A 22,494-nucleotide genomic window follows, 5' to 3' on the forward strand; every position below is an offset into this window, starting at 1 on the left:
TCCGTAATAACACGACCTGCCGGTCGATTAGCATCGAAAATTTCAAGTTTGTTTATCATTAAATAAACTTATGGAAGATCGTTTTAAAGCACCGACTGCATCTCATTGGCCCAGCATCATTCAAGGTGGCATGGGGGCGGGCGTCTCGGACTGGCGCCTGGCGCGTGCGGTCGCGAAGGCCGGGCAGATGGGAGTCATTTCCGGCACGGCGCTCGATACGATTCTGATCCGCCGCTTGCAGGACGGAGATCCCGACGGGGCAATGCGACGCGCGCTGGGCGCGTTTCCCTATCGTGAGATGGCGGAGCGGATACTCAATGAATGGTACACGGAGGGTGGAAAAGCGCCGGATGCTCCTTACCGCTTGAAACCGCTCCCCGAAGTGGAGATGGGCCGGCTTGACGAGGAACTGATGATCGTGGCGAATTTCGCCGAGGTGTACTTGGCGAAGGAGGGGCACGATGGCTGGGTCGGTATCAATCTGCTTGAGAAGATCCAGCTTCCCACGCTGCCGTCCCTCTTCGGCGCGATGCTGGCGGGCGTGGACGTCGTCATTATGGGCGGCGGGATTCCGTTGGCGATCCCGGGGGTGCTCGATGAAATGGCGCAATTGCGGCCGGTTGCATTAAAACTGCATGTCGTGGGAGCCGATCGTTCACACGAGCACAAGGTCGAGTTTCATCCCGGCACCCACGTGCCCGCCTCGCAGGATCGGCTCAAACGTCCCTGCTTTTTTCCGGTGGTCTCTTCCGAAACCCTGGCAAAGACGCTGGTGCGCAAAGCCAGCGGCCGTGTCGACGGCCTGATCGTCGAGCACTATTCGGCGGGGGGACACAACGCACCACCGCGGCGAGACGGGGCTTATTCCGACCGGGATGTCTGTTCACTGGAGAAGATAGCCGCCCTGTCCCTGCCCTTCTGGCTGGCGGGTGGTTGTGCCTCGCCCGAGAGTTTGCAGGCGGCCCGATCCACGGGAGCGGAGGGCGTCCAGGTCGGCTCGGCCTTCGCTTGTTCCAAAGAGTCAGGCATCGCCACGTCGATCAAAAACGAGATTATCGAGCAGTACCGTAGTGGCAGAATCAAAGTGATCACAGACTTCCGCGCCTCGCCGACCGATTATCCTTTCAAACGTTTGGAACTCAAAGCCAACAAGGGCGCGGATGCCTGCCGCGTCTGTGATTTGGGCTACCTTCGGCATATCTTCGAAAAGGAGGATGGTACGCTCGGCTACCGCTGTCCTGCCGCTCCGAAAAAGAACTATGTGCTGAAAGGCGGCCGGCCGGAGGACTGTGAAGGGCGGCGTTGTCTTTGTAACGGTCTGCTTGCCACCATCGGCCTGGGGCAGATCCGCCGTGGGCGTTCGGTCCTGCCACTGGTCACCATCGGTGACGACCTGAGTTTTCTCGATAGACTCGGAGGCGGTGCTTCCGCGCTCCCGACGGCCGGGGACGTGATCGAATACCTGCTCAGTTCACCGGAATCAGGGCGAGCCCCAAACTGATCCAGATTGGAATGGTGATAAGGCTGACCACTGTGGTGCTGAGTACGACCTTGAATGCGACCTCCGGGGATCCGTCAAAATGCCGGGCGAGAACAATCGGAAAGACGGCACAGGGCATCGCGGCCTGAATGATCAAAACCCGTTTGAGTTCGACCGGCAGCGGAAAGAGAAAGGCGAACAGAATGAAGATGACGGGAAAGACCCCGAGTCGTAGCGCGCAAGCGGCGACCGGAACACGAATGCCTTCCCGAAGTTTGGCGCCTTTGGCCAAGTCGGCGAAGGTGGCCCCGATTAAAATGAGTCCCAGCGGGATGGCGCATTGACCAAACAGGTCGATGGTTTCCAAAACAAAATTGGGGACATGTTGGTCGGCCCGCATGAGATTGAGCGGGGCGCCGATCAAGATGGCGATGACCGGTCCGCTTAAGATGCGCCGCCAAATCGATTTTGGGTCGTTCGCCGAGAGTATAAAGCCGACCCCGAGGGCCCACATGGCGAATTCGACGCCCAGATTGTGGACAAGCAGGACTCCGGTGGTTTCCCGGTCGAAGAGCAGGGCGATGATCGGTATCGGGAAGTAGCCGTAATTATACATCCCGGAACTGAAGGCAAAGGTCCGGCATTCGCGCTGGTTGCCCAGATTGATTCGACGTGCGACGAGCATGCTTATGCCGAAGCCCGCGACGATCGTGGTCATGCCGATCAACGGAGGCAGGATGAGGTTGGACGGGTGCCTCAGGGCATCATTGCCCAGGATGAAGGAGAGGATCATCGCCGGGTAGAGGAGATTGACGACCACCCGCATCAGGCTGTGGTCGGCCTCTTCGCTCAGCCACCCGAGTCGTCTGACGAGGAAGCCGCTGCCGATAATGAGAAAGATCGGCAGCATGGCGGTGAAGACGAGTGAGGTGGTGTCCATCGGTGATGATCTTTATGACAGGAAGCACAAGATGAACAGAATGAAAATTGGCTTTTAAGCTGTGTTGGTGGGGACGGTTGGGAACCACCCCGCCGCCGTGCGGCACTCCTCCTTGGCAAGGAGGGGAGTTTTAAGAGTAGTTTGCTGCGCGGCACCCCTCCTTCTCAAGGAGGGGAGTTTGTCTGCAAGCTCTTCCCCCGGAAAAGGGTAGGTCACCGGCTCAGACCATGCGGTCGAGAGTGTCCTTGCTGACAATTTTATAGTCGCGGTAGGCGTCGGCCTTATCGAGGTGGTCGGTGAATTCGTCGTGTTCCTGTCGGCTGCTGAATTCGAAGCCCAGCAGGGCGCGGCCCACGCGCTCGCCGGAGTAAACGTAGTTGAAGTAACAGAGGTTGGCGTGCGGGCTCACCTCGCGAAGGAAGTCGGCCAGAGCCCCCGGGCGTTCGTGGAATTCAAGGGTGATAAATCTCGGATAGGCGAAAAGTTTCGGATCGTAGTGAATCATCCGGAAGTTGACATCGATATCCGAGGTCACTTCGGAAATCTCATAGCCTCCGTCGCGCAGTGCTTTTTTCAACCCGTCGAATTCCAAGGGATTGAGGTCAAATCCGATGACCGGGGCGGCTTCATGCTGATCAATTTTGCCGTATTGGAAATCGACGATGTTGACGGTGTCCGGCAATGCGTTGAGCAGGCTGTACATGGCACCGCTCTTTTCCGGAATGCCGATCTTGAGGTAGCGGCGGTGCAACGCGCCGACCGCCGCGCGCCGTGCCACTGAAGCGAGTTGTTCAAAATCCATGTTGGCGCCGCAGAGGATGGTAAGCGCCCGCTTCCCCTTGAGCTTATCCTTTGTTTTGAGAGCGGCGGCCATGCCCATCGCGCCGGAGGGTTCCGGCACGCAACGAAGCTGCTCCCAGTGGAACTGGATGGCGGCGGCGACTTCGTCGTTGCTGACGGTCATCCATTCATCGATGACCTCCGCGCAGATCTCGCGTGTCAGCGTGCCGGCCTTCCGGACGGCGGTGCCGTCGCAAAAGATATCCAGCTTGTCCAGAGCCACCGGTTTTCCGGCTTGGACCGCCGCCGCCATCGAGGCCTGACCCTCGCCCTCGACCCCGATAATTTTGATATCGGGGTAGTGCACCTTCAGCCAGGCGGCGGTCGCTCCCGCCATGCCGCCCCCGCCGACTTGGAGGAAGGCCACATCGAAGGGGCCATGCCCGGACATGACGATCTCGTCGGCGAGGGTGCCCTGGCCGGCCATGACGGCCAGATCGTCGTAGGCGTGAATATAGCTGAGCCCGTCTTGCTTGGCGGCCTGGTGGGCGGCTTTGCTGGCGGCATCGTAGGTGTCACCAAGCAGGCGGATCTCGACGGACTCGCCCCCGTGACGCCGGACGGCCAGCTGTTTCATGCGGGGGGTCGACAGCGGCATGAAAATCGTGGCCTTGGTATCCAGCTTGCAGGCGGCCAGGGCCACGCCCTGGGCATGGTTACCCGCCGATGCCGTCACCACCCCGCGCTTGAGTTCGTCGGCACTGAGCTGCGCCATCTTGTTGTAGGCCCCGCGCCATTTATAGGCATGGATCGGGGAGAGGTCCTCGCGTTTGACCCACAGATCGATGTCGTTCTCCAAGCGGATCGACTGCAGGGGCGTCGCGTCGCCGACTTCGTAAACCCGCCGACGGGCAAAAAGGATCTCCTGCTGAAGCTGCTGCAATCGGGTCTCACCATCCATGTCACGATGCGAACGCTTTTTCGCCGGGGGCACAACACAGAAGCGATGTGTTTTTGGGGTGTCGTTGCGCTTGTTGCTTTGTGGCGTGCCCGCTTGTCGGGGGCCGGCTGGGATGACGTCGGAGGTTCGATCGGGACGGGGCGCCCGCGAGCGGACACGCCACGAGACTGAACCCAAAAAAACGCCCAGAGAGGCGAACTCCTCGGCGTTTGGAAAGTTTTTGCTCGCGGGTCCGCTTAACGGCGTCGCACCATAATCCAAGTCAGGCCGAGGCACCCGGCGAGGAGGGCGAACGCGGAGGGTTCGGGGACGGCCTGCAATTCGACGTTATCGAGGTAGAGTTCGTTGCCCGGACTTCCGCCAGTCGTAAAGAATTGAAGCCTAAAAGTTGTGGTGGTGGCCTGGTTCGCCAAGCTACTGAGATCAGTGCTGAAGGATCCCCAAGAGCCAGTGTCTGAAATTGTATAGCTATCAATAGCCGTGGCATAGCTGTCTACGGACCAAAAAAGGTCAATTTCGATGTCTGCACCTCCGGAGTTCTTTTGAAAGTCAAAAGAGAAAGAAGTGAAGTCCAATGAAGAACTAGGGGTCACACTAAATTCAGCCGCGTCAGTATCACCCGCTACGTCATCATCACCCTGGTCATTGATATTTCCCATATAAAAAACATAGGCAGGCGCAAGTTGGCCGACGCTTCCATCGATTCCAGGTTGAAGGCTCACTCCTGCAGTTTCTCCTGAAATTCCTGGAAATGTGATATCGCTGGCCGTCGAATTCGTATCTGCATCGCTTGATGCGAACGAGTTGGAACTAAAGGTATATTCAGCGACAATAGTTTGAGCTTGCCCACTAGCTGCTGCAAGCAGGGAAATTATGGTTAGTGTCAGGTCGTATCTCATAGGCTTTCGTGTGGAATGAGAATTAGTTGAGCTTTGTTAAGAACTTTTTAAGCTCTCATAGTATGTAAAATTTTTTTTTCGCCAACGCAATGGTTTTCCGAGCTGTATCCCAGATTAAATTACCAATCTATAACAACTTGTGATTTTTTGAGTCATTCGAGTTACAGTTTCCGAGAGACCTGCCTCGTAAAAAGATGCGATATTTTTGTTGTAGTTCGCCGCACCAAGAGTGTTCCTGCGTCTGTGGAGTACGGATGATGCTTGGCGGAAATCCACGGCGATGATGTCAATGTGCAACAATTCTATCTTGCCGACGTCGTCCCCCGACCGGGCCGGGATTGAGGGCGAGGTGGTAGTTTTGCAACCACCTCGTCTGGCCGCTCGGCTCTTGGCCAAGCGGGTCGCAGTGGAACGTGGTGTGCAACTGGGGGAAGAGGTCGGCTACCAAATTCGTTTTGAGAACCGCAAGCGAAGGTACAAGGTTCAAGCGTATTAATTCTCTGCCACCTCAATGTGGACAAAGAGGCGGTCCAACGCGGTTCCGCTGACTGTAGCCGTGACGGTGACCATTCCATTTGCTGGCGGATCCTGGGTAAAGCTCACGGTGCTGCCTGCACTCTCATAGCCGTCGGCATGGAAGCTCACCAGATCTTTTGACCAGCGGTAGGACGCAGTGAGATTGGACGCAGGGGTGTCGTTCAGGGTTGTTTCGCTGCGCTCTAACGGCTTGTTGTCTATAGTGGGCCGATTGCAATGCATAAGTCATTGACCGAAACACAGCCGCTTTCCATCTCTTGTGGGTGCTCGAGCAGAATCCACCACTTCCGATCTACGAAGTCGCCGACCCACTGGTCGAGGGCTTGCGGGCGCACGGTCGCCTCGTTCTGAGTGCCCCGACTGGCTCGGGCAAATCCACCCAAGTGCCGCAGATCCTGATCGACCGGGCCGGGATTGAGGGCGAGGTGGTGGTTTTGCAACCGCGTCGTCTGGCCGCTCGGCTCTTGGCCAAGCGGGTCGCAGCGGAGCGCGGGGTGCAACTGGGGGAAGAGGTCGGTTACCAAATCCGTTTTGAGAACCGGGTGAGCGCGCGGACCCGCATCCGCTTTGTGACGGAAGCGATCCTGCTTCGACAGATTTTGCAGGATCCCTCGCTGAAGGGCGTGGGCGCGGTGGTCTTCGATGAATTTCACGAGCGGCATCTGACCAGTGACCTGAGTCTGGCCTGCGCCCTGCAAAGCGTGCAGCGGCAGCGGCCCGATCTGAAACTGGTGGTGATGTCGGCCACGCTCGACATCGAGCAGATGGAGGATTTTTTGCAGCCCTGCGCGCGGATTGAGGCCGGTGGCCGACTCTATCCCGTCGAGGTCGATTACGCCGGGGCTTCGCTCGGTCGTGAGGCCGCCCCCGTCTGGGAGCGGGCCGCGCGGGCCTTCAAGCAGTTGCAACGGGACGGCCTGCGCGGCGATGCGCTGGTTTTCATGCCGGGTGCCTTTGAGATCCGGAAGACGATTGCCGCGATCGAGGCCCTGCCGGAGTCGCGCGGTTTCGAGGTGCTGCCGCTGTACGGGGAGCTGCCGCCCGAGGCGCAAGACCGGGCCGTGCGTACGGGCGACGGGCCGAAGGTGATCGTTTCGACCAACGTGGCCGAGACCTCGATCACGATCGAGGGCGTGCGCGCGGTGATCGACGGCGGTTTGGCGCGGATCGCCCGCTACGATGCGCGGCGGGGGATAAACTCGATCCTGATTGAGCAGATCAGTCAGGCCTCGGCCGAGCAACGCAAGGGACGGGCCGGGCGCACGGGGCCGGGGCGTTGTATCCGGCTCTGGAGTGAAGCCGAGCACGAGGCGCGGCCCGGCCACGAGACCCCGGAAGTGAAGCGAGTGGATCTGGCCGAAACACTGCTCATGCTGTCGGTCGCTGGGGTGACGGATGTGGATGCCTTCCCCTGGTTTGAATCGCCGGAGACGACCGCGCTGCAACGGGGGAAGCACCTTTTGCACGACCTTGGCGCGGTGGATTCAATGGGTGCTGTCACGGACATGGGGCGCAGGATGTCGGTCTTTCCCCTGCATCCCCGCTATGCCCGGATGCTGATCGAAGCCGAACGTCTGGGTGTGTTGCCGGACGCGGCGCTGGTGGCCGGAATCAGTCAGGGGCGGCCGTTTTACCGCGCGTCCCGCGAGGATCTGGTTCGCCGCGAGCAGATCCGTCAGGTCGAGGACCAGGTCGACGAGCGCTCGGACTATTTCCTTTTGCTGCGCGCCTTTGAGTTGGCCCGGGCTGCAAAGTTCAAGCCGCCCGCCTGCAGCGAACTGGGCATCCACGGCGTGGCGGCCCGCCAGGCGGGGGAGAGCGCCCGGCAAATCCTGCAGCTGGCTCCGCGGGAGGGACGCGCCCGGTCTTCTTCGCGAGAGCACGAAGAAGAAGGTTGCCCACCCGCACGGCCCGGACAGAGCCCGGCCCTCCCCAAAGAGGGAAAGACCGCTTCGGCGGCCGAGGATGCCCTGTGCCGCTGCCTATTTCTGGCTTTTGCCGACCACCTCTGCTTGCGCATTGACAAGGGGACCCGGCGCTGCAAGATGGTGCACGGGCGAAGCGGTGAGTTGAGACGCGAAAGCTTGGTGGAAAGTCCTCTCTTTGTCGCGGCCGAACTGGAGGAGCGTGAGCTGCGCGGGGAGGTCACGGTTCTCCTGGGCCTGGCGACCGCGGTCGAGCCGGAGTGGTTGAGCGAGTATTTTCCCGAGGACATGTCGGAGGGCTGTTTGACCGAATATGATCCTTCGACCCGCCGCGTGAGCACGAAGCGGCAGACGCGTTTCCGCGATCTCGTCCTCGAGGAAAAGGAGGGGGGTGAGGTGGATCCCGGACAAGCGGCGGGCCTTCTGGCGGAAGAAGTGGTGTCCGGTCGTTTGAATTTGAAAAAATGGAATGCCGGCGTGGAGCACTGGATCCAGCGGGTCAATTTCGTGGCCCGGCATTGCCCCGAAACCGAGGTGGCGCCCATCGATGAGGAAGCGCGGCAGCTGCTGATCGAACAGATCTGCCACGGAGCCAGCAGTTACAAGGAGATTAAGGACCGCGAGGTACTGCCCACGGTCAAGGAGTGGATCCTTCCCGAGCAGCATTATTACATTGAGACCTACGCCCCGGAAAATATCGGGCTGCCCCGACGCAACCGCCCTGTCAAATTGCGTTACGAGTCGGATGGGCGGGCTTTCATCGCGTCGAAGCTGCAGGATTTTTACGATGTGAAGGGGGAAACCCTGCGTATCGCCAACGGCAGGGTGCCTCTAGTGATCGAACTTCTGGCCCCGAACGGACGGCCCGCCCATGTGACGGACGATCTCGATGGCTTCTGGGACGGCGCCTACCAGCAAGTGCGCAAGGATCTCGCAGGGCGTTATCCGAAACACGAGTGGCGCTAGGCAGGTAGGGCAGGGCCTCAGCTCGCTTAGGCCGCAAGGTCTGGTCGATGACATTGGCAGCTGGCGGCGTCGAGCAAGCTCGAGCCCTACTTTGGCCCGGTGATTCGGCCGAAAGCTTGCCAAGCGTAAGGAATCAGGTCTCCCTGTCAGGAATGTTGCGTATTTTGAAAGGCGTGCTGCGCTGGTGTTTTACCTGGCTTTATTTCGTCCTGCTGACCTGTTTCGTCGGGGCCGTGCTGGGGGTGTTGTCCCATGTCGTGCTCGGGCCCCTCTTTGTGGATGAACCCGATTTTACTTACCTTTCCGCCTTTGGTTTTATGAACGGTTTGAAATACGGCGGTGTTTGGGCCGGTGGTTTGGCCATCGTGCTTTGCGTCATGCGGGCGCGGAAGGAGTATTTGGTGAATCATGAGGAGGGAGGCGAAAGGCGATGAGGGCGGGCAACAACCGAATCATGGTTTACTTTACCGGCTTCCTGATGGGCCTGATCCTGGTCTCGCTTATTATGAGCCGGCGAGCCGCGCGCGATCAGGCCAAAGTGGACCCTTGGCTGGAGCACAATGCCGCCATGCTGGATGCCGGAGCCGAGCCCCTGCCGAAGAAGGTGCCCGGATCGATCCAAAAGGGTCTCATTATTGATTACGGTGAGTTGCCCGCCGAGGGAGAACCCGTCCATCGGGTCTGGTTACTTCGATTCGAGGGAAGTTACCCGAATGTTCGGATCGTCGAGGACATCGCCAGCGGCGAGCTGCGCTACATGGCCGCCGACCAGATCAAGCTCCGCCTCGCTAAGGATGTCGATGTAACGGAGCTCAAACCGATGCTCGACGAACTTGGGCTGCGCTTACGGATGTTTAACCGCAAAGAGAAGATTGCGGTGCTTGGCGTTTTACACACGGGAATCAGTGCGGTGCCGGACACGATTCAGGCGATTGAGCCCTGGTCGGATTTGATCGAGCGCGTCGAACCGGATTGGATTTTATTCAAGGGAGAATAAGGGTAGTGCGCGTTCGACGAACGCGCACTCTTACAAGCGGAGAAGTTTTGCCGGTAGGTCTAGTGTTATGGTTAATGAATCGAACCGGCGAACGGCGGCCTCGGCGAGGCCGCCCTACCAAAGGAATCGTGACAGCTGGTAGGAGACTGCGCCCTACCGCCAGGAGTAAATCATCCGGGTGTAGTAGCTGGTATCGAGCTTTTCTTCCGCAGCCGGCTGGCTTTCGTATTCGTTCTTGATGCCCATGCGAAGCTTCCAGTTGTCGCTGTTGCCGATGGGGATTTCAATGCCGCTGTCGTGGACGACCCGATAATTACTGAAATCATCGATTGCGGGCACGAAAGTAAGATCGTTTTCCATGACGAACATGTCCTTGTACTCATAGCTGTGGGCCAGCCCGAAGTCGATGGTCGGGCTGGACTCGTCCTCGGTGTCATCGGTGTAGGCCGTGTAGCGGTAACCGAGACCGGAGCGGGCGACCAGGCTTTGCTTGTCCTTGTTGATCAGCCGGTAGGAAAGACCACCCGCTGAGGTCGAGCGGAATTTGACGTTGTCGATCCGGTCGGTCTCAAGCTCGGTGCGGGCGTACCAGCCGAGCACCTTGCTGAAGAACGATTCGTAAGAGGCACCCCCGGCCGCGCGGTCTTCCGTCTTGAGGTCTTCCTCCTCGGCTTGCTCGTATTCCGCGTAAAAGGCGAGGGTGTCGTTTGGCCCCTTCAGCTTGGCTTCAAGCCGGGTGCCGAGGCTGAACTTGTCCGTGTTGCCGTCTTTGCCGGTCATATCCAGACTGGCGTCATAGCGCCACTCGCGCTTGTTGCGGGCAACTTCCGGATCTTCGGCTCCCGGAGTCCAGGATGCGGCAACTTTGGAGGTGTTGGTCGTGAGTACGCCGTCCTCGGAGGTGATCTTCAACTGACCATTACCGGAGGACTGGACCGGGCCGGCCATCAGTGTGCCGCTCTGCAGGCGAACCACCCGCGGCTCGTCCGTGCTGAAGGATGCCACCTGCTCCTGAGAGATTTTCAGCGAACCGGCATAGTTGGTATCGAGGTGGATGGTTCCTTTGTCGATCAAAGTGATGGTGCCGACGAGCCTGGCTCCATCGGTGGTGATCACTTCATCGGCGGAAGAGCTGTGGGCGAACAAGAGCGCAACAAGCGCAAGGATGTTTCCGTATTTCAACTTCATATGACTGCAATTTCTTCAAATAAAAGCGAGCTCCCCGAGAGGGGAGCCCGCTTGTGAAAAATTTCAACCCTTACTCGGATTTAATCAGGATTTCTTTGGCGGAAAGCCCCTGTTTGATCATGGGGAGCACGTGCTCGGTATGCGGAACGATGACTTCAAGGACGTAGGGTCCGTCGAATTCGATCATTTCACGAATGGCGTCACGCAGGTCCTCACGCTTGACGACGCGACGGCCCGCGACACCGAAACCTTCCGAGATTTTGACGAAGTCCGGGTAGATCGCATCCAGATTGTCGGGACTGCCGATGTCGTCCTTGTCGCAAAGGATCGTCTGGCCGCGGACACTCTCATACATGAGGTCTTCCCATTGAACCACCATGCCGAGATGCTGGTTGTTCAGAATGATGGTCTTGGCATGGATGTTTTCAATTTTCGCGGTGGCGAGTTCCTGCACGTTCATGAGGAAACAGCCATCCCCGTCGATATTGATGACAAGCTTGTCCGGGTGGGCGACCTTTGCCCCGATCGCGGCCGGCAGGCCGAAGCCCATGGTGCCGAGGCCCAGCGAACTGATATAGGTGCGCGGTTCGCGGAATTTGTAGAACTGGGCCGTCCACATCTGGTGCTGCCCGACGCCGGTTGTGATGATGGCCTCTCCGTTGGTTTCTTCGTAGAGAGTCTCAATCGCTTCCTGCTGGGTGATGTGTCCGCTCTTGTCGTAGGAGAAAGGGTGCTCTTCCTTCCAGCCGTTGATGGTAGTAAACCATTCTGACAGGTCCGGTTTTTTGAAGTCCTTCCTGGCGAGCTCGCTCAAGCGGCTGAGCGCATACTTGATGTCCGAATGGATCGGGTGCTGCACGCGCTTGTTCTTGTTGTGTTCGGAGACATCGATGTCGATGTGGACGATTTCCGCGTCCGGTGCGAACTTGTCGACCTTGCCAGTGATGCGGTCGTCGAAACGCGCGCCGGCGCAGATCAGCAGGTCGCTGTCACAGACGGCCCAGTTGCCGGCCACCGTGCCGTGCATGCCGAACCAATAAAGTGACTGCGGGTGCTGGGCATCGAATGCCCCGATCCCCATCAGGGTGGAGGCCACCGGCAGACCCGTGAGTTCCGCGAACTCACGCAGTTCGAGGTGAGCCTCGGCGGAGATGATACCGCCACCGGTGTAGAGAACCGGGCGCTTGGCGCCTTCAATCAATCTGAGGACTTCGCTCAGCTCTTCGTCGCTCGCTTCCGGGTGGGTCACGTCCCCCTGGTAACCGGGCAGGTCTATTGAAGCCGGAAAGGTGGGGGCGTAGACGGCCTGTTGGACGTCCTTGGGAATGTCGATCACGACCGGACCGGGGCGGCCGGTTTGTGCGATGTGGAAGGCCTCTTTCACCACCCGCGGCAGGTCATCCTTGTCCAGGACAAGGTAGCTGTGCTTCACTATGGGAAGCGTCATGCCGTAAAAGTCGGTTTCCTGGAAAGCGGCCTTGCCGATAAACTGCTGGTACACTTGCCCGGTGATCGCGACCAGGGGAACGCTGTCCATGAAGGCGTCCGCGATACAGGTGACGAGGTTGGTCGCGCCCGGACCGGAGGTCGCCATGCAAACGCTGGCTTTGCCCGTGGAGCGGGCGTGCCCGTGGGCCATGAAGCCGCCGCCCTGTTCAAAGCGTGGCAGGATGGTCCGGATCTTTTCGCTCTTGGTCAGAGCCTGGTGAAGTTCCATCGAGGCGCCGCCCGGATAGGCATACACCACATCGACTCCCTCGCGCTCAAGTGAGGCGACGAGGACGTCGGCACCCTTCATTTCTGGGCCGATTTCATCCTGCTCGGGGAATTCGATAGCTTTATCTGATTTCATGGTTCTGTGGTGTTATGCGTTGTTTGGATGCTCCGGCTGATAATCTGCCATCGCGAAAAGCGTCGTAAAAAGACAGCAAAGCAGGCCCGAATCAAGCTTGGAAAGTCAGAGGTTTTTCGGGGAAAGAGGGAAAAGGAAAGAGGAGGCAGTTGTCGGTGGGCAGTGGGTCAGCGGATACGCCATACTGGAGTGGTTGTGGTGTGCTCGCTTGTCGAGCGCTCTCTCGAAGTAGAAGTGGTGGAGGATGTCGAGCAGGGGTGGGGCGTCCGACAAGCGGACACGCCACGTCCGCTACCGATCAAAGGTCATTCGGTTTAAATTGCACCTCAATCGTCACGGCGCCCGAGTCCGGCGCGAGTGCGTCGACGATCAGCAGCGACGTGCCCGGATTGGCGGCATTAAAGCCGTCGTCCGGCGGATCTGCGGGGATCACCTTGAGCCGTCCGTCGCTCTGCGAATCCAGGGTCACCTGCATGCGCTTGCCGTCCTGCCGCAGGGTGGCCTGCGCTCCGTCGATCGCGACATCGGCCCGAGTTGCCATGGTCCACCGCACCTTTGCCCCGGGCTCCAGACCCTGGAGATTATCCGTGAGTGTCATGTTGTGACCGGTGATTTCGAAATGTCGCCAGACTTTCTCCGCCTGACCCTTAAAAACGGGGGAAAGGTCGATTTTCGCGGTGCTCTCGTCGATATAGGTAAACCTGGCCCGACCGTCCACCCGGTGTAATTGATCGTTGATGGTCAGTGTGTTGTGGCTCCGGTTGTTCAGCCGGAAAACATCCCAGCGATTGCCGTTCTGGCTGTTGTCCCAGAGTTGGATGCCCTTGCTTTCCAGATCATGATAGCCTTGGTGCCCGAGATCCACCGCCCAGCGCACACCATCGGCCTCCAGCACAAAGGACCCGGCGTCGAGATGCGCGTGCGATTCACTGCCTTTGCCCGCTTTGCAGGCAAGATAGAAGGCATCCGGATCGGACCACGAGCTTCGGAAGACAGCGACGGGGGTATGCCCCTCGCCCAGCCAGGCACGGGGAAGTGAGGCGGGCGCGGCATCGGTCGCTTTGTCCGGCCACCAGATGAGGGGGAGGATGCCGGGCCCCCGGGATCCTTCCCGGCTCAGGCGGCTTTGCAGTAATCCGCGCTGCTGGTAGAGCAGTTCCGGTTCCCCGAGCTCCCGGGCAAACCAAAACATGGCTGCCTGCAGGCTGGGGCCTTCCCGGCCGTCGCTGAAGTTGAAGAAGCGGCCGGTGGGGCCGGTCAATTGCACCTGGGCCCGCCCGCTGGGCAGAAATCCGGGCGTCTTTTCCATGTCCCAACTGGTGCCCAGCCCGGAGCGCACGGCATCGATCATCAGGCATTGATACACGGTGCCGTAGCCCCAATAGCCGGGACCTTCCGGATAGACGCCGTCCGGGGCATACACACTCAGGCCGTTCGGGATGCCCTCGCGGGCCGCCCGCAATATTTTTCGGGCGACCTCGGGCGATTCGTCCGCGACCGCGAGCGCCCCCATGGTCAGGCCGCCGAGGCAAACCTGGTTCCAGTTGATGTCACGGCTGGCCCACCAGGCGTCGTTGCGGATGGCCTGCACGGCCGGCGTCAGGCCGAGGCGGACGATGCCCTTGCGGATGGTTTCCCGCGCCGCTGCATCCAGATCGTTGTAGAGCCAATCGTAGCCGATAGCCAGAGCGGCGGTCATCTCCGCCACGTCGAGAAAGTGGGAGGGATTCCAGTCACTGAACTGAATCAGCTGCCGCATTTCTGCTTCGGCCCGCTCGGCGTAGCGCGGCTCGTCGGCGAGGTGGCGGGCCGTGGCCCAGATTGAGATTCGCCGAAAAGCTTCGCGCGAGACCGAGAGCAGGCGTCGTCCCTGTTTGCGGCGTTCCAGTGGCGGTGCCTCCAGAAGCTGGTCGGCTTCCACCAGCAACTGGGCGATGTATTGCGCGAGCAAGGGGTCGGTCTCCGCCTTGGCTTTCAGGGCCGGCCAATGATGGGCCTCGATCAGGACGCGGGGGTGCGTGGGCTTTAATGTCTTGAGGGGGTCCTCCGCCGGATAAGCGCTCAGACCCGATCCACAAAGGAGGAGCGTCAGCGTAATAATGGGAAATCGTGAAGTCAGTCTGAAAAGTTTCATGCCGTTGATTACAAAGCCGAAAAAAACGGCCTTCTTATCTGTCAGTCGATAGCTGCTTTTGTTTCCTGCAAGACGAAATCCGGCACGATCGGTTCCAGCGTAAACTGGGTGACGGGCGCGGCACTTTGCGCCAGCTTGTGACACCCCGACGGGCGACACCTCATCTCGACGGCCGGCAGGCCCACTCCGAATAAAGATTGCCTCAAACCCGCAAACTTTTTGCATCTGGAGCCATGCGCTCCTCCCGTCGGAAATTCCTCAAAGATTCGGCTCTCCTGACCTCGAGCGGACTACTGGCCGCGCGCTGGGTTCAGGCCGGGGAAGCGCCCGTTGGCCGAAAGCTCAAGCTCCGCTTCGCCATCGCCTCGGACCTGCACTACGGCCAGCAGGGCACCCCCTACGAGAAAATGACGGACGACCTGGTCGACTGGATCAACCTGGAAAAGCAGGGCAGGGGACTCGATCTGCTCTTTCTCAACGGTGACCTGACCAATGATTCCTCCCAGGCCCTGCTCGATTTGCGCGACAAGCATCTTTCCAAGCTCGACCTGCCCTATTACTGCATCAAAGGGAATCACGACTTTGTCGACGAGCAGCCCGGATCCCCCACCGAATCCTGGGAGGCGATTTGGGGCTATCCGTCCAACCATTGCATCACGGTGAACGGTTACACCTTCGTCATGGCCGATACCTCGGCCCCGCATCACGCCGGCACCTACCTGGCGGCCGACCGTCAATGGCTGGCGAAACAATTTGAGCAGCATCGTGACGCCCCGGCCATCTTCGCCCTGATCCATATCCAGCAACGCAAACACGGGGTGCAGGGCTGGCCGCGTCACGGGGTCTATGCCGAGGATCAGGTGGACAAAGCCGAGGCGGTCATGGACCTGCTCGAATCCACCCCGAATCTGCGTGGCGTTTTTCATGGCCACAACCACCTGAAGACCGGGATGTGGGTCTCCGGCGAGCAGCGTTATTTCTTCGACAGCCATGTCGGCGGCAGCTGGGGCGCGGCCAAAGGCTACCGCATCGTCGAGATCGACGAGGACCACCGCATGGGCACCTACCAGGTCAACGCCGAGCAGGGCGGTGAGCTGAACCGTAATTTATTGGTGTAGGGCAGCTTCCTTTGTGGCGTGCCCGCTTGTCGGGCGCCGTTGTGGTATCGAGCTTTTGTGAGCCTGTCGAATTGGTTTGGGGCGTCCGGCGAGCGGACACGCCACAGATTGATAATTCCTCGGAAAGCTAGGCAAGCTCTTCGATTAATTGGGAACAATTTATGGAAGTCGCCACCCATTCTGCGGGTGGGAACTCTCCCTGAACAAGGTGATTGGTAAATTCGGGGCGGTAGTTTTTGTTTCGAATCCAGCCTGGCCAGTTCTGGCGACAAGAGAGCAATTGTTTTCGATACGGGTTGAGGAAAATATATTTCGCGAAAGGTTCGAGTTCCTGCTCAGGTCGAACCCGGTGCTCATGGAAGTTACTTTGCCAGAGTTTGCTTTCTTTCAGCTTTTCCCTGACCTGCCGTTTGATCTTCGAAGCCGTTTGAGAAAGGGTTAGTCGATTTCCTAGCGTGAATAGTAGGTGGCAGTGGTCAGGCATCACGGTGGCGCAGTGCAAGGTGAGGTCTTTCTCCGAATGAGATCGCCTCAATGTCGTCCGAATGGCTTCAACGCTTTTCGTGGTATCAAGAACAGGTGTCCGTTCTCTTGTGCAGATTGTGAGGAAATACCGTGCATTCGGTATCGAGAGGCGTGCTTTTCGCAGCCGATCCGTGCCGACATGGTCCTTCCGACGCATATACCGAATCAATCCGTGGCGTGCTCGCTTGTCGAGCGCCCGTTGCGAAGTAGAAATAGCAGCGGATTTAGAAATGGATAGGGGCGTCCGACAAGCGGACACGCCACCTTTACTCCCAGGGCTTCATCGCCAACCAGCGCTCCAGCAGCTCCGGCCAGTCGGACGCATCGCCCCGTCCGGAGAGCCCGAAGCCGTGGCCGCCCCGGGACACCACCTGCAGCACGGCCGGAACGCCGTTTTCCGCACAGGCGCTGGCAAACGCCAGCGAGTTGCGCACCGGTACGGCCTTGTCGTCGGCCGCGTGGATCAGGAAGCAGGGCGGGGTCTTCTCCGTCACCCGGCGATAGGTGGCCAGCTCTTCGGCCAGGTCATCCGGATTCTCCGGACCGAGCAGGCGCCGCCGCGAGCCGCCGTGGCCCCAGGGCTGATCCATCCCGATGACCGGATACACTAGAATACCGAAGTCCGGACGGCAGGAGATCTTCTGCTCTGCGCCCTCGAGATCAAAGGTCTCGTCAAAAAGCGTCACACACATTGAGGCCAGATGCCCCCCGGCGGAGGAGCCCATCACTCCGATCTTGTCCGGGTCGATATTCCACTCTTTTGCTTTTTCACGGGTCAGGCGGATGGCCCGCCGCGCATCGAGGTAGGGGGCCGGGTAGTGAAAGCCGGCTTCATCCTTCCAACTGACCCGGTATTTCACCACCACGGCGGCGATCCCGCGCGCGTTCAGCCACTCGGCATAGTCATGCCCCTCGTGGCCCATGGCCAGGATGCTGTAGCCCCCGCCCGGAAAAATGACCACGGCCGCACCGTTGGCTTTGTCCGGATCGGCCGGATAGTACCAATAGGCGGGTTCGCTGGTGTCGGTGAAGCGACTCTGCTTCCCATCCGCGTCTTTGAAGGCTTCCCTCGGCCGGTATTCCTTCGCCCCGGCCGGTTTGATTTTTTCCTCGACCACCGGCGGATGCGGTGAGCCCGGCGCGCCGTCCGGCCAGAGCGGTTGCCAATCGGCGTGGGCAAGAAGACAAGAAACGAGGAAAAGACTGAGTGCGCCGCAGATGAATTTCATAAACTTAGCCTGTGTTTCCTCCTTCGCGAATCAAGGCCTATTGAGCGGGTTTGCGAAAAGGGGTAGGGTTTCGTGCTCGGTGAGGCCGCGCAGTCTTGGTGGGAGCGCTTGCCCATTCGCTGGCTGTTGCGACTCTTCGCTCTTAGCTACGCCGGTCGTGCGAAAAAGCCCGACGGGATGATGGCCTGACGTGGTCGGCCTGCCTCCATCCGTTTTTGCAGAAGGCTGTACCAAGACCGTACCAGGACCCTAGCTCAGAAGGTTCAGGGAATTGACACAAAAAAACCGCCCGAGTAGCAGACCCGGACGGCTTTGGGAAATTTTGTTCGATCAGAAACTAGCGGCGACGACGCAGCATGATCCAAGTCAGGCCGAGGAAGCCGGAAAGGAGTGCAAAGGCGGAAGGCTCAGGAACGGGAGCTACGTCGGCATAAGTTGTACCGAACCTTAACTCATCGAAGATCGTACCAGCATTTTGGCGGCTTCCAAGTGAGACGGTAGTCAAGTCTGCATTAGTGAAGGTGCCTGATGCGGTGCTAACTACGGCACCTTCTGTTGATAGATCAGAGCTGCTTGGTTGGTACAATTCCAAAATATCTGTGGCGGTGCCTTCAACGTCAACGTCCCATCTGATTTTGCCTACAATAAATATGGGAGTATCGACTGAAATGTCAGCAGAGTCAGTCCCTGAAACAAAGACGTTACCGTTAGTGCCTCCGGTGTAGGTCCCGGCAGTTCCTGACTTAAGATCAATGCCGAAACCGGTGCCAGAGTTGTTTATAGAACTACCGAACATCGAACCAATGCGATCGTTGGCGAGTGCAAATAGGTATTTCGGGTTTGTGCTCAACGAGTCAGTCTGGAAAGTAAAGCTAAACCACACTTCGGGGCTACCTGTCAAGGAGGCGGATATGGTATTATGGGCTATCGAGTCTGTTGTTGAATCGGTAATAATGGAGTTCCCTGAAGTGGCCAAACTGCCATATCCAAGGCTTCCGCTCTGCATAATATAATCTCCACCAGAATTCGACCAACTTCCCGATAGGCCGATGCCGTTGGTTGAAGTTGTGTCCAAATCATTTCCAACAGGGGTCTGTTCAAACGATTCTTCGACCAAAAGCGTTGCGGCAAGGGGGCTGGTTAAAATACCGAGGCCGATGGTAAGTAAGTAGTGTTTTTTCATGATTTACTTGGTAATGGTAGAGTTAGATAGAATATAATCGACTCCGGGTTTTTTAACCCGAGGAGCGTTTATCTTCCAGCATTAGGAAATGAGATGTTGAGGATGGCAATTAGAAAAAAAGATACGGACCTGTCCTTTTGTGGGTAAGCTCTTGAGAGGAGGTAAAAAGAACAACTGATGGGTTTGGTAGATTAATAAAAAATTTGTTCTATCAGGCAATATAATCAAGTTGTAATGTTTACAGACCTTGGACGCGAACGGCGTTGATCTCGTGGTTGACCGTTTTTATTATCCTCAAAACTCATTCGTCAACGAAGGCGCGCGCTTTTTCTTCGAGCGTTGTCAGTCTCGGGCGTGCGGAAATGCGATGGGTGTTAGAGGCATTCACACGAACAGACTAAATAACCGAGCTTAGGCCCTGCGAATTCTCTGGAGTTGTTTTGTTTAAGGGTCGTCAGCTTGTTCTTAACTATAAGATGAGCTCGCATGGCGGAGACCGTGCGGTCTTTTTTCGAGAGCACCCGCACAAGGCGGCGTCGAGCGAGCTCGAGCCCCACACGGACGATGCTCAACCGGGGTGCGCGCGTCCCAGCTGCTCCGTCTGCATTCGCGCCTCACACTATTCGTCGGCCTTCATTTCCGGGTCCACCAGAAACTTCGACCACTGGGGATGCAGGTGGGGCGGGTCTTTGTCGGCGACCGGCTTGCGTTTCGCCTCGGGCGCCAAAACGACTTTTTCCGCCATACGGTGCCATACGGCGGCCATTTGTGTCACCCTGTCCGGATGCTTGTCGGCGAGGTTCTCGGTCTCGCAGCGGTCTTCCGCGAGGTTATAGAGTTCCCAGGCCTTGGAGCGGAAGCTGACGAGCTTCCAGTCGCCGTCGCGCAGGCCGCGGTCCTTATCGAAGAGCAGGTGGATCGGCGGGCGTGAGGCGACCGCTTTCCCGTCGAGAATCGGTTTGAGGGAAATTCCGGAAACCGGGGTGAGTTCGCGGCCGGGCCAGCTTTTGGGGATCTCGGCACCGGCAATTTCGGCGAGGGTGGGGAGCACGTCGATCAGGTGGGCGGGCGTATCGTCGACGGTGCCCGGTTCCGTGGCGAGGCCGGCCGGCCAGTGGATGATGGCAGGCGTCGAAGCGCCGCCTTCGAATTGGTTTTGCTTGTAGAAGCGGAAGGGGGCGTTGCGGGCCCAGGCCCAGCCGGTGCTGTCGGTCCAGCGGGTGCGCGGGTCCCAGGGCATCAGATCCGGGCGGATATTGTGCCGGTCGTAGGGGCAGGCCCCGTTATCGGAGAAGAAGAGGATGAGCGTGTTGTCGAGTTCGCCGTTGGCCTCGAGGTCGGCCACCACCCGGCCGATTTCCTGGTCGACGCGGTCGATCATGGCGGCGTAGGTGGTCATGCGCTTCTCTTCCCAGTCCCGGATGTCACGGGACAGATTCTCCCAGGCGGGCAAGTGGACGGGGCGTTCGGGGGCCTTGAAGTCCCCGCCGAACAACTGCATTTCCTTCTGACGCGCGACTCGTGCGGCGTAGACTGCATCCCAGCCCTTGGCGTAGCGCCCTTCGTATTTTTTATAATCCTCCTTCAAGGCGTGGAGCGGCGCGTGGGGCGCGTTGAAGGCCATGTAGCAAAGCCAGGGCTGTTGCCGTTCGCGGGCCTCCTCGATGAACTTCAAGGCCCAGTCGGCGTTGGCCACGGTCGTGTAGAAATCCTTTTCCGGCACCTCCCATTTCTCGCCGTTCAGGCGGAAGGTGTCGTCGCCCTTGAAAAAGTGGGTGGCCCCGGAGAGGTGGCCCCAGTAGCGCTGAAAGCCGAAGTCCGTCGGCTCTTTCTTCAGGTGCCACTTCCCGGTCATGGTTGTGAAATAGCCGGCCGGCTGCAGCAGCTCGGGGAGGGTGACCGCCCGGTCCAGGCGCTCGTTTCCGGCCTGGTGGCTGTAGCGTCCGGTCAGCAGGCTGACCCGCGACGAGTGGCACTTGGCGGTGGAGTAGAAGTTGTTGAAGCGCAGGCCGTTTTCCGCCAAGCGGTCCAGCACCGGGGTCTCGATCTCGGAGCCGTAGCAACCGAGGTCCGAATAGCCGAGATCGTCGGTGAGGATCAGCAGGATGTTGGGCTTTTCCGCGCCGGGCAGCGGCAAAATAGAGGCGAAGAGAAAAGCGGCGGCGATAGTCTTCATAGCGGATTTCTGCATCGGAAGTTAAACTGGCCGAATCTTTTGGTAGGCGCAACAGACTTCTCTGAAAGCGACGCCCGTCAAGAGCGCAGCCGATAGCCGGCTTGTGGCGTGCTCGCTTGTCGAGCGCTTAGCGGTATTAACAATCAATCGACTTCTGAACCCGCAAGAGGGCGTCCGGCAAGCGGACACGCCACAAGCCGGCAGCTTATTTGACCTCGATTCGATAAACCAGGCCGAGTTCGTTTGGCACTTGCTTTGGAATGGAGAGCTTGAGCCCGTCCTCGCTATGCTTCCATTCGATCTTCTCCTGCGAGCCCAGTAGCTCGACGGATTCGACACTGACGTTAGGTGCGTTTTCGGCATCGAATGCCTGGAGCACGAGCTGATCCGCCGGCCATTCCGTGCAGATGGCATAGACGTATTCGTCCTTGGCGGTGTAGTAAATACTTTCGCCTTCGCTGTATTGCAACCAGGGCGAGGCGTCGCGGATGGCTTCTTCATTGACATCCATCCACTTGCCGGCTTCGAGCAGGCGGTCGATCGCGGTTTGCTCGAACGTGCCTTTGGGCGTCGGCCCGACGTTGAGCAGGTAGTTGCCGCCCTTGCTGACGATGTCGGCCAGTCGTGCCACGATCTCGCCCGGCTCGACCCAGTTGTGGTCGTTGGGGTTGTAGCCGTAGCTGGTGTTCATCGAGCCCGGGTTCTCCCACTCGAAGTCGATCGAGTTCTTGAGAATCTTGTTATCGCCGGAAGAGATGTAGTCACAGTGGGGCGGAGGCACGACCTTCGGGAAGGCCGGGCTCCAGATGCGGCTGTTGATCAGGGTTTCCGGGCTGTGCTTGCGGATGGTGTTGGCGAGCCGCTCGATCTGTTCCGGACTCTTCATCTCGATGGCGTCGAACCAGATCAGGTCGATGTCGTATTGGGTGATGAGCTCCTTCACCTGGGGGTAGGCGATTTCCTCGAAGTATTTGTCGAAGTCGGCCTGGGTTGAGTCGGGGAAGTCCCAGAGGTTTGTCTGTTTCTTGTAGCGTTCGCTGCCCTGGCCGGTGGGGCGGTACCAGTCGCGGTCCACCGAGTAGTAGACGCCGAATTGGAGGCCGGCCCGGTGGCAGGCTTCCTCCAGTTCCTTGATAACGTCGCGTTTGAAGGGGGTCGCATCCACGATGTCGTAGTCGGTCACCGCAGAGTCGAACATGGCAAAGCCGTCGTGGTGCTTGGCGGTGATGACGACATAGCGCATGCCGGCGCGCTTCGCGATGTCGACCCACTCCTCGGCGTCAAAGTCCACAGGGTTGAACCGCTCGGCGAGCTGCGCGTATTCCTCGCGCGGGATTTTTTCGCTGAACATGATCCACTCGGAGTAGCCGCGCTTGCGAACCGTGTCGCCCCAAGTGCCCCCCGGGATCGCGTAGAGGCCCCAGTGGATGAATAGGCCGTAGCGGGCCTCCTTGAACCAGCCGATGCGCTCCTGCCGTGCCATTTCAATTTGCTCCGGGCTGAGCTCGGACTCGGGCTGGCTCATGTAGGATCGGGTGGTTTTACAGCCGGAAAGCACCATGAGTAAGAGTAAGAATAGGATGGTTTGCTTCATATATGATGTA

Annotated in this window: 18 protein-coding genes; 6 read left to right on the forward strand and 12 right to left on the reverse strand. The window is 58.9% G+C overall.

What is annotated here, in order from left to right; all coding sequences use genetic code 11:
* The first annotated feature begins 70 nt into the window (after window positions 1–70).
* Complete coding sequence (locus DDZ13_RS02620; RefSeq protein WP_110129879.1) at window positions 71–1,501, forward strand: nitronate monooxygenase; 1,431 nt, start codon at window positions 71–73, stop codon at window positions 1,499–1,501.
* Here the strand turns inward: DDZ13_RS02620 and DDZ13_RS02625 are convergent.
* The 3 genes from DDZ13_RS02625 to DDZ13_RS02635 form a co-directional block, all read right to left on the reverse strand.
* The gene (locus tag DDZ13_RS02625; protein WP_110129880.1) at window positions 1,467–2,420 is read right to left on the reverse strand and encodes an AEC family transporter; all 954 of its coding nucleotides are present in this window, start codon (window positions 2,418–2,420) and stop codon (window positions 1,467–1,469) included. The two genes, DDZ13_RS02620 and DDZ13_RS02625, sit on opposite strands and share 35 nt — an antisense overlap.
* 220 nt (window positions 2,421–2,640) lie before the next feature.
* A complete protein-coding gene (locus DDZ13_RS02630; protein ID WP_233246062.1) occupies window positions 2,641–4,194 on the reverse strand; it encodes a pyridoxal-phosphate dependent enzyme in 1,554 nt (517 codons plus the stop codon).
* A gap of 203 nt (window positions 4,195–4,397) precedes the next feature.
* On the reverse strand, window positions 4,398–5,060 hold the full coding sequence (locus tag DDZ13_RS02635; RefSeq protein WP_110129881.1) for a PEP-CTERM sorting domain-containing protein: 663 nt from the start codon (window positions 5,058–5,060) through the stop codon (window positions 4,398–4,400).
* A 307-nt stretch (window positions 5,061–5,367) separates the two neighbouring features.
* On the opposite strand from DDZ13_RS02635, the gene DDZ13_RS02640 reads away from it, so the two are divergent.
* Window positions 5,368–5,556, forward strand: a complete 189-nt coding sequence (locus DDZ13_RS02640; RefSeq protein ID WP_146209210.1) for a DEAD/DEAH box helicase family protein — start codon at window positions 5,368–5,370, stop codon at window positions 5,554–5,556.
* On the opposite strand, the gene DDZ13_RS02645 is transcribed toward DDZ13_RS02640, so the two are convergent.
* Window positions 5,553–5,819, reverse strand: coding sequence for a hypothetical protein (locus DDZ13_RS02645; RefSeq protein WP_110129883.1), 267 nt, complete (start codon window positions 5,817–5,819; stop codon window positions 5,553–5,555). The genes DDZ13_RS02640 and DDZ13_RS02645 overlap by 4 nt on opposite strands.
* A 41-nt stretch (window positions 5,820–5,860) precedes the next feature.
* Between DDZ13_RS02645 and DDZ13_RS02650 the strand changes: the two genes are divergently transcribed.
* From DDZ13_RS02650 to DDZ13_RS02660, 3 genes are all read left to right on the forward strand, one after another.
* Complete coding sequence (locus DDZ13_RS02650) at window positions 5,861–8,488, forward strand: ATP-dependent RNA helicase (protein ID WP_110130262.1); 2,628 nt, start codon at window positions 5,861–5,863, stop codon at window positions 8,486–8,488.
* Between the two features lie 152 nt (window positions 8,489–8,640).
* A complete protein-coding gene (locus tag DDZ13_RS02655) occupies window positions 8,641–8,922 on the forward strand; it encodes a hypothetical protein (RefSeq protein WP_110129884.1) in 282 nt (93 codons plus the stop codon).
* 20 nt (window positions 8,923–8,942) lie between these two features.
* A complete protein-coding gene (locus tag DDZ13_RS02660) occupies window positions 8,943–9,485 on the forward strand; it encodes a hypothetical protein (protein ID WP_146209211.1) in 543 nt (180 codons plus the stop codon).
* Window positions 9,486–9,638: 153 nt separating this feature from the next.
* Here the strand turns inward: DDZ13_RS02660 and DDZ13_RS02665 are convergent, their stop codons facing one another.
* The 3 genes from DDZ13_RS02665 to DDZ13_RS02680 form a co-directional block, all read right to left on the reverse strand.
* Entirely contained in the window at window positions 9,639–10,673 is a 1,035-nt protein-coding gene (locus tag DDZ13_RS02665; RefSeq protein ID WP_110129886.1) for a DUF481 domain-containing protein, read from the reverse strand.
* Between the two features lie 70 nt (window positions 10,674–10,743).
* Complete coding sequence (gene ilvB / locus DDZ13_RS02670; protein ID WP_110129887.1) at window positions 10,744–12,525, reverse strand: biosynthetic-type acetolactate synthase large subunit; 1,782 nt, start codon at window positions 12,523–12,525, stop codon at window positions 10,744–10,746.
* Between the two features lie 298 nt (window positions 12,526–12,823).
* A complete protein-coding gene (locus tag DDZ13_RS02680; protein WP_158279755.1) occupies window positions 12,824–14,659 on the reverse strand; it encodes a heparinase II/III domain-containing protein in 1,836 nt (611 codons plus the stop codon).
* Between the two features lie 233 nt (window positions 14,660–14,892).
* On the opposite strand from DDZ13_RS02680, the gene DDZ13_RS02685 reads away from it, so the two are divergent.
* On the forward strand, window positions 14,893–15,777 hold the full coding sequence (locus DDZ13_RS02685) for a metallophosphoesterase family protein (RefSeq protein WP_110130263.1): 885 nt from the start codon (window positions 14,893–14,895) through the stop codon (window positions 15,775–15,777).
* Between the two features lie 127 nt (window positions 15,778–15,904).
* Here DDZ13_RS02685 and DDZ13_RS02690 read toward each other — a convergent pair whose 3' ends face one another.
* The 5 genes from DDZ13_RS02690 to DDZ13_RS02710 all read right to left on the reverse strand — a co-directional run bounded on the left by DDZ13_RS02690 (window position 15,905) and on the right by DDZ13_RS02710 (window position 22,484).
* Window positions 15,905–16,459 (reverse strand): REP-associated tyrosine transposase, encoded by a 555-nt coding sequence (locus tag DDZ13_RS02690; RefSeq protein ID WP_110129890.1) that lies wholly within the window; start codon window positions 16,457–16,459, stop codon window positions 15,905–15,907.
* A 109-nt stretch (window positions 16,460–16,568) separates the two neighbouring features.
* On the reverse strand, window positions 16,569–17,531 hold the full coding sequence (locus DDZ13_RS02695) for an alpha/beta hydrolase (protein ID WP_110129891.1): 963 nt from the start codon (window positions 17,529–17,531) through the stop codon (window positions 16,569–16,571).
* A 337-nt stretch (window positions 17,532–17,868) separates the two neighbouring features.
* Window positions 17,869–18,714: a PEP-CTERM sorting domain-containing protein gene (locus DDZ13_RS02700; RefSeq protein ID WP_110129892.1), complete on the reverse strand. Its 846-nt coding sequence runs from the start codon at window positions 18,712–18,714 to the stop codon at window positions 17,869–17,871.
* Window positions 18,715–19,333: 619 nt separating this feature from the next.
* Complete coding sequence (locus tag DDZ13_RS02705) at window positions 19,334–20,905, reverse strand: arylsulfatase (protein WP_110129893.1); 1,572 nt, start codon at window positions 20,903–20,905, stop codon at window positions 19,334–19,336.
* Window positions 20,906–21,095: 190 nt separating this feature from the next.
* Window positions 21,096–22,484 carry an alpha-L-fucosidase gene (locus DDZ13_RS02710; protein WP_158279756.1) on the reverse strand — a complete coding sequence of 463 codons (1,389 nt, stop codon included), beginning with the start codon at window positions 22,482–22,484 and terminating at the stop codon, window positions 21,096–21,098.
* Between the last annotated feature and the right edge of the window lie 10 nt (window positions 22,485–22,494).

It is taken from the genome of Coraliomargarita sinensis (genome assembly GCF_003185655.1).
GTDB lineage: Bacteria > Verrucomicrobiota > Verrucomicrobiia > Opitutales > Coraliomargaritaceae > Coraliomargarita_B > Coraliomargarita_B sinensis.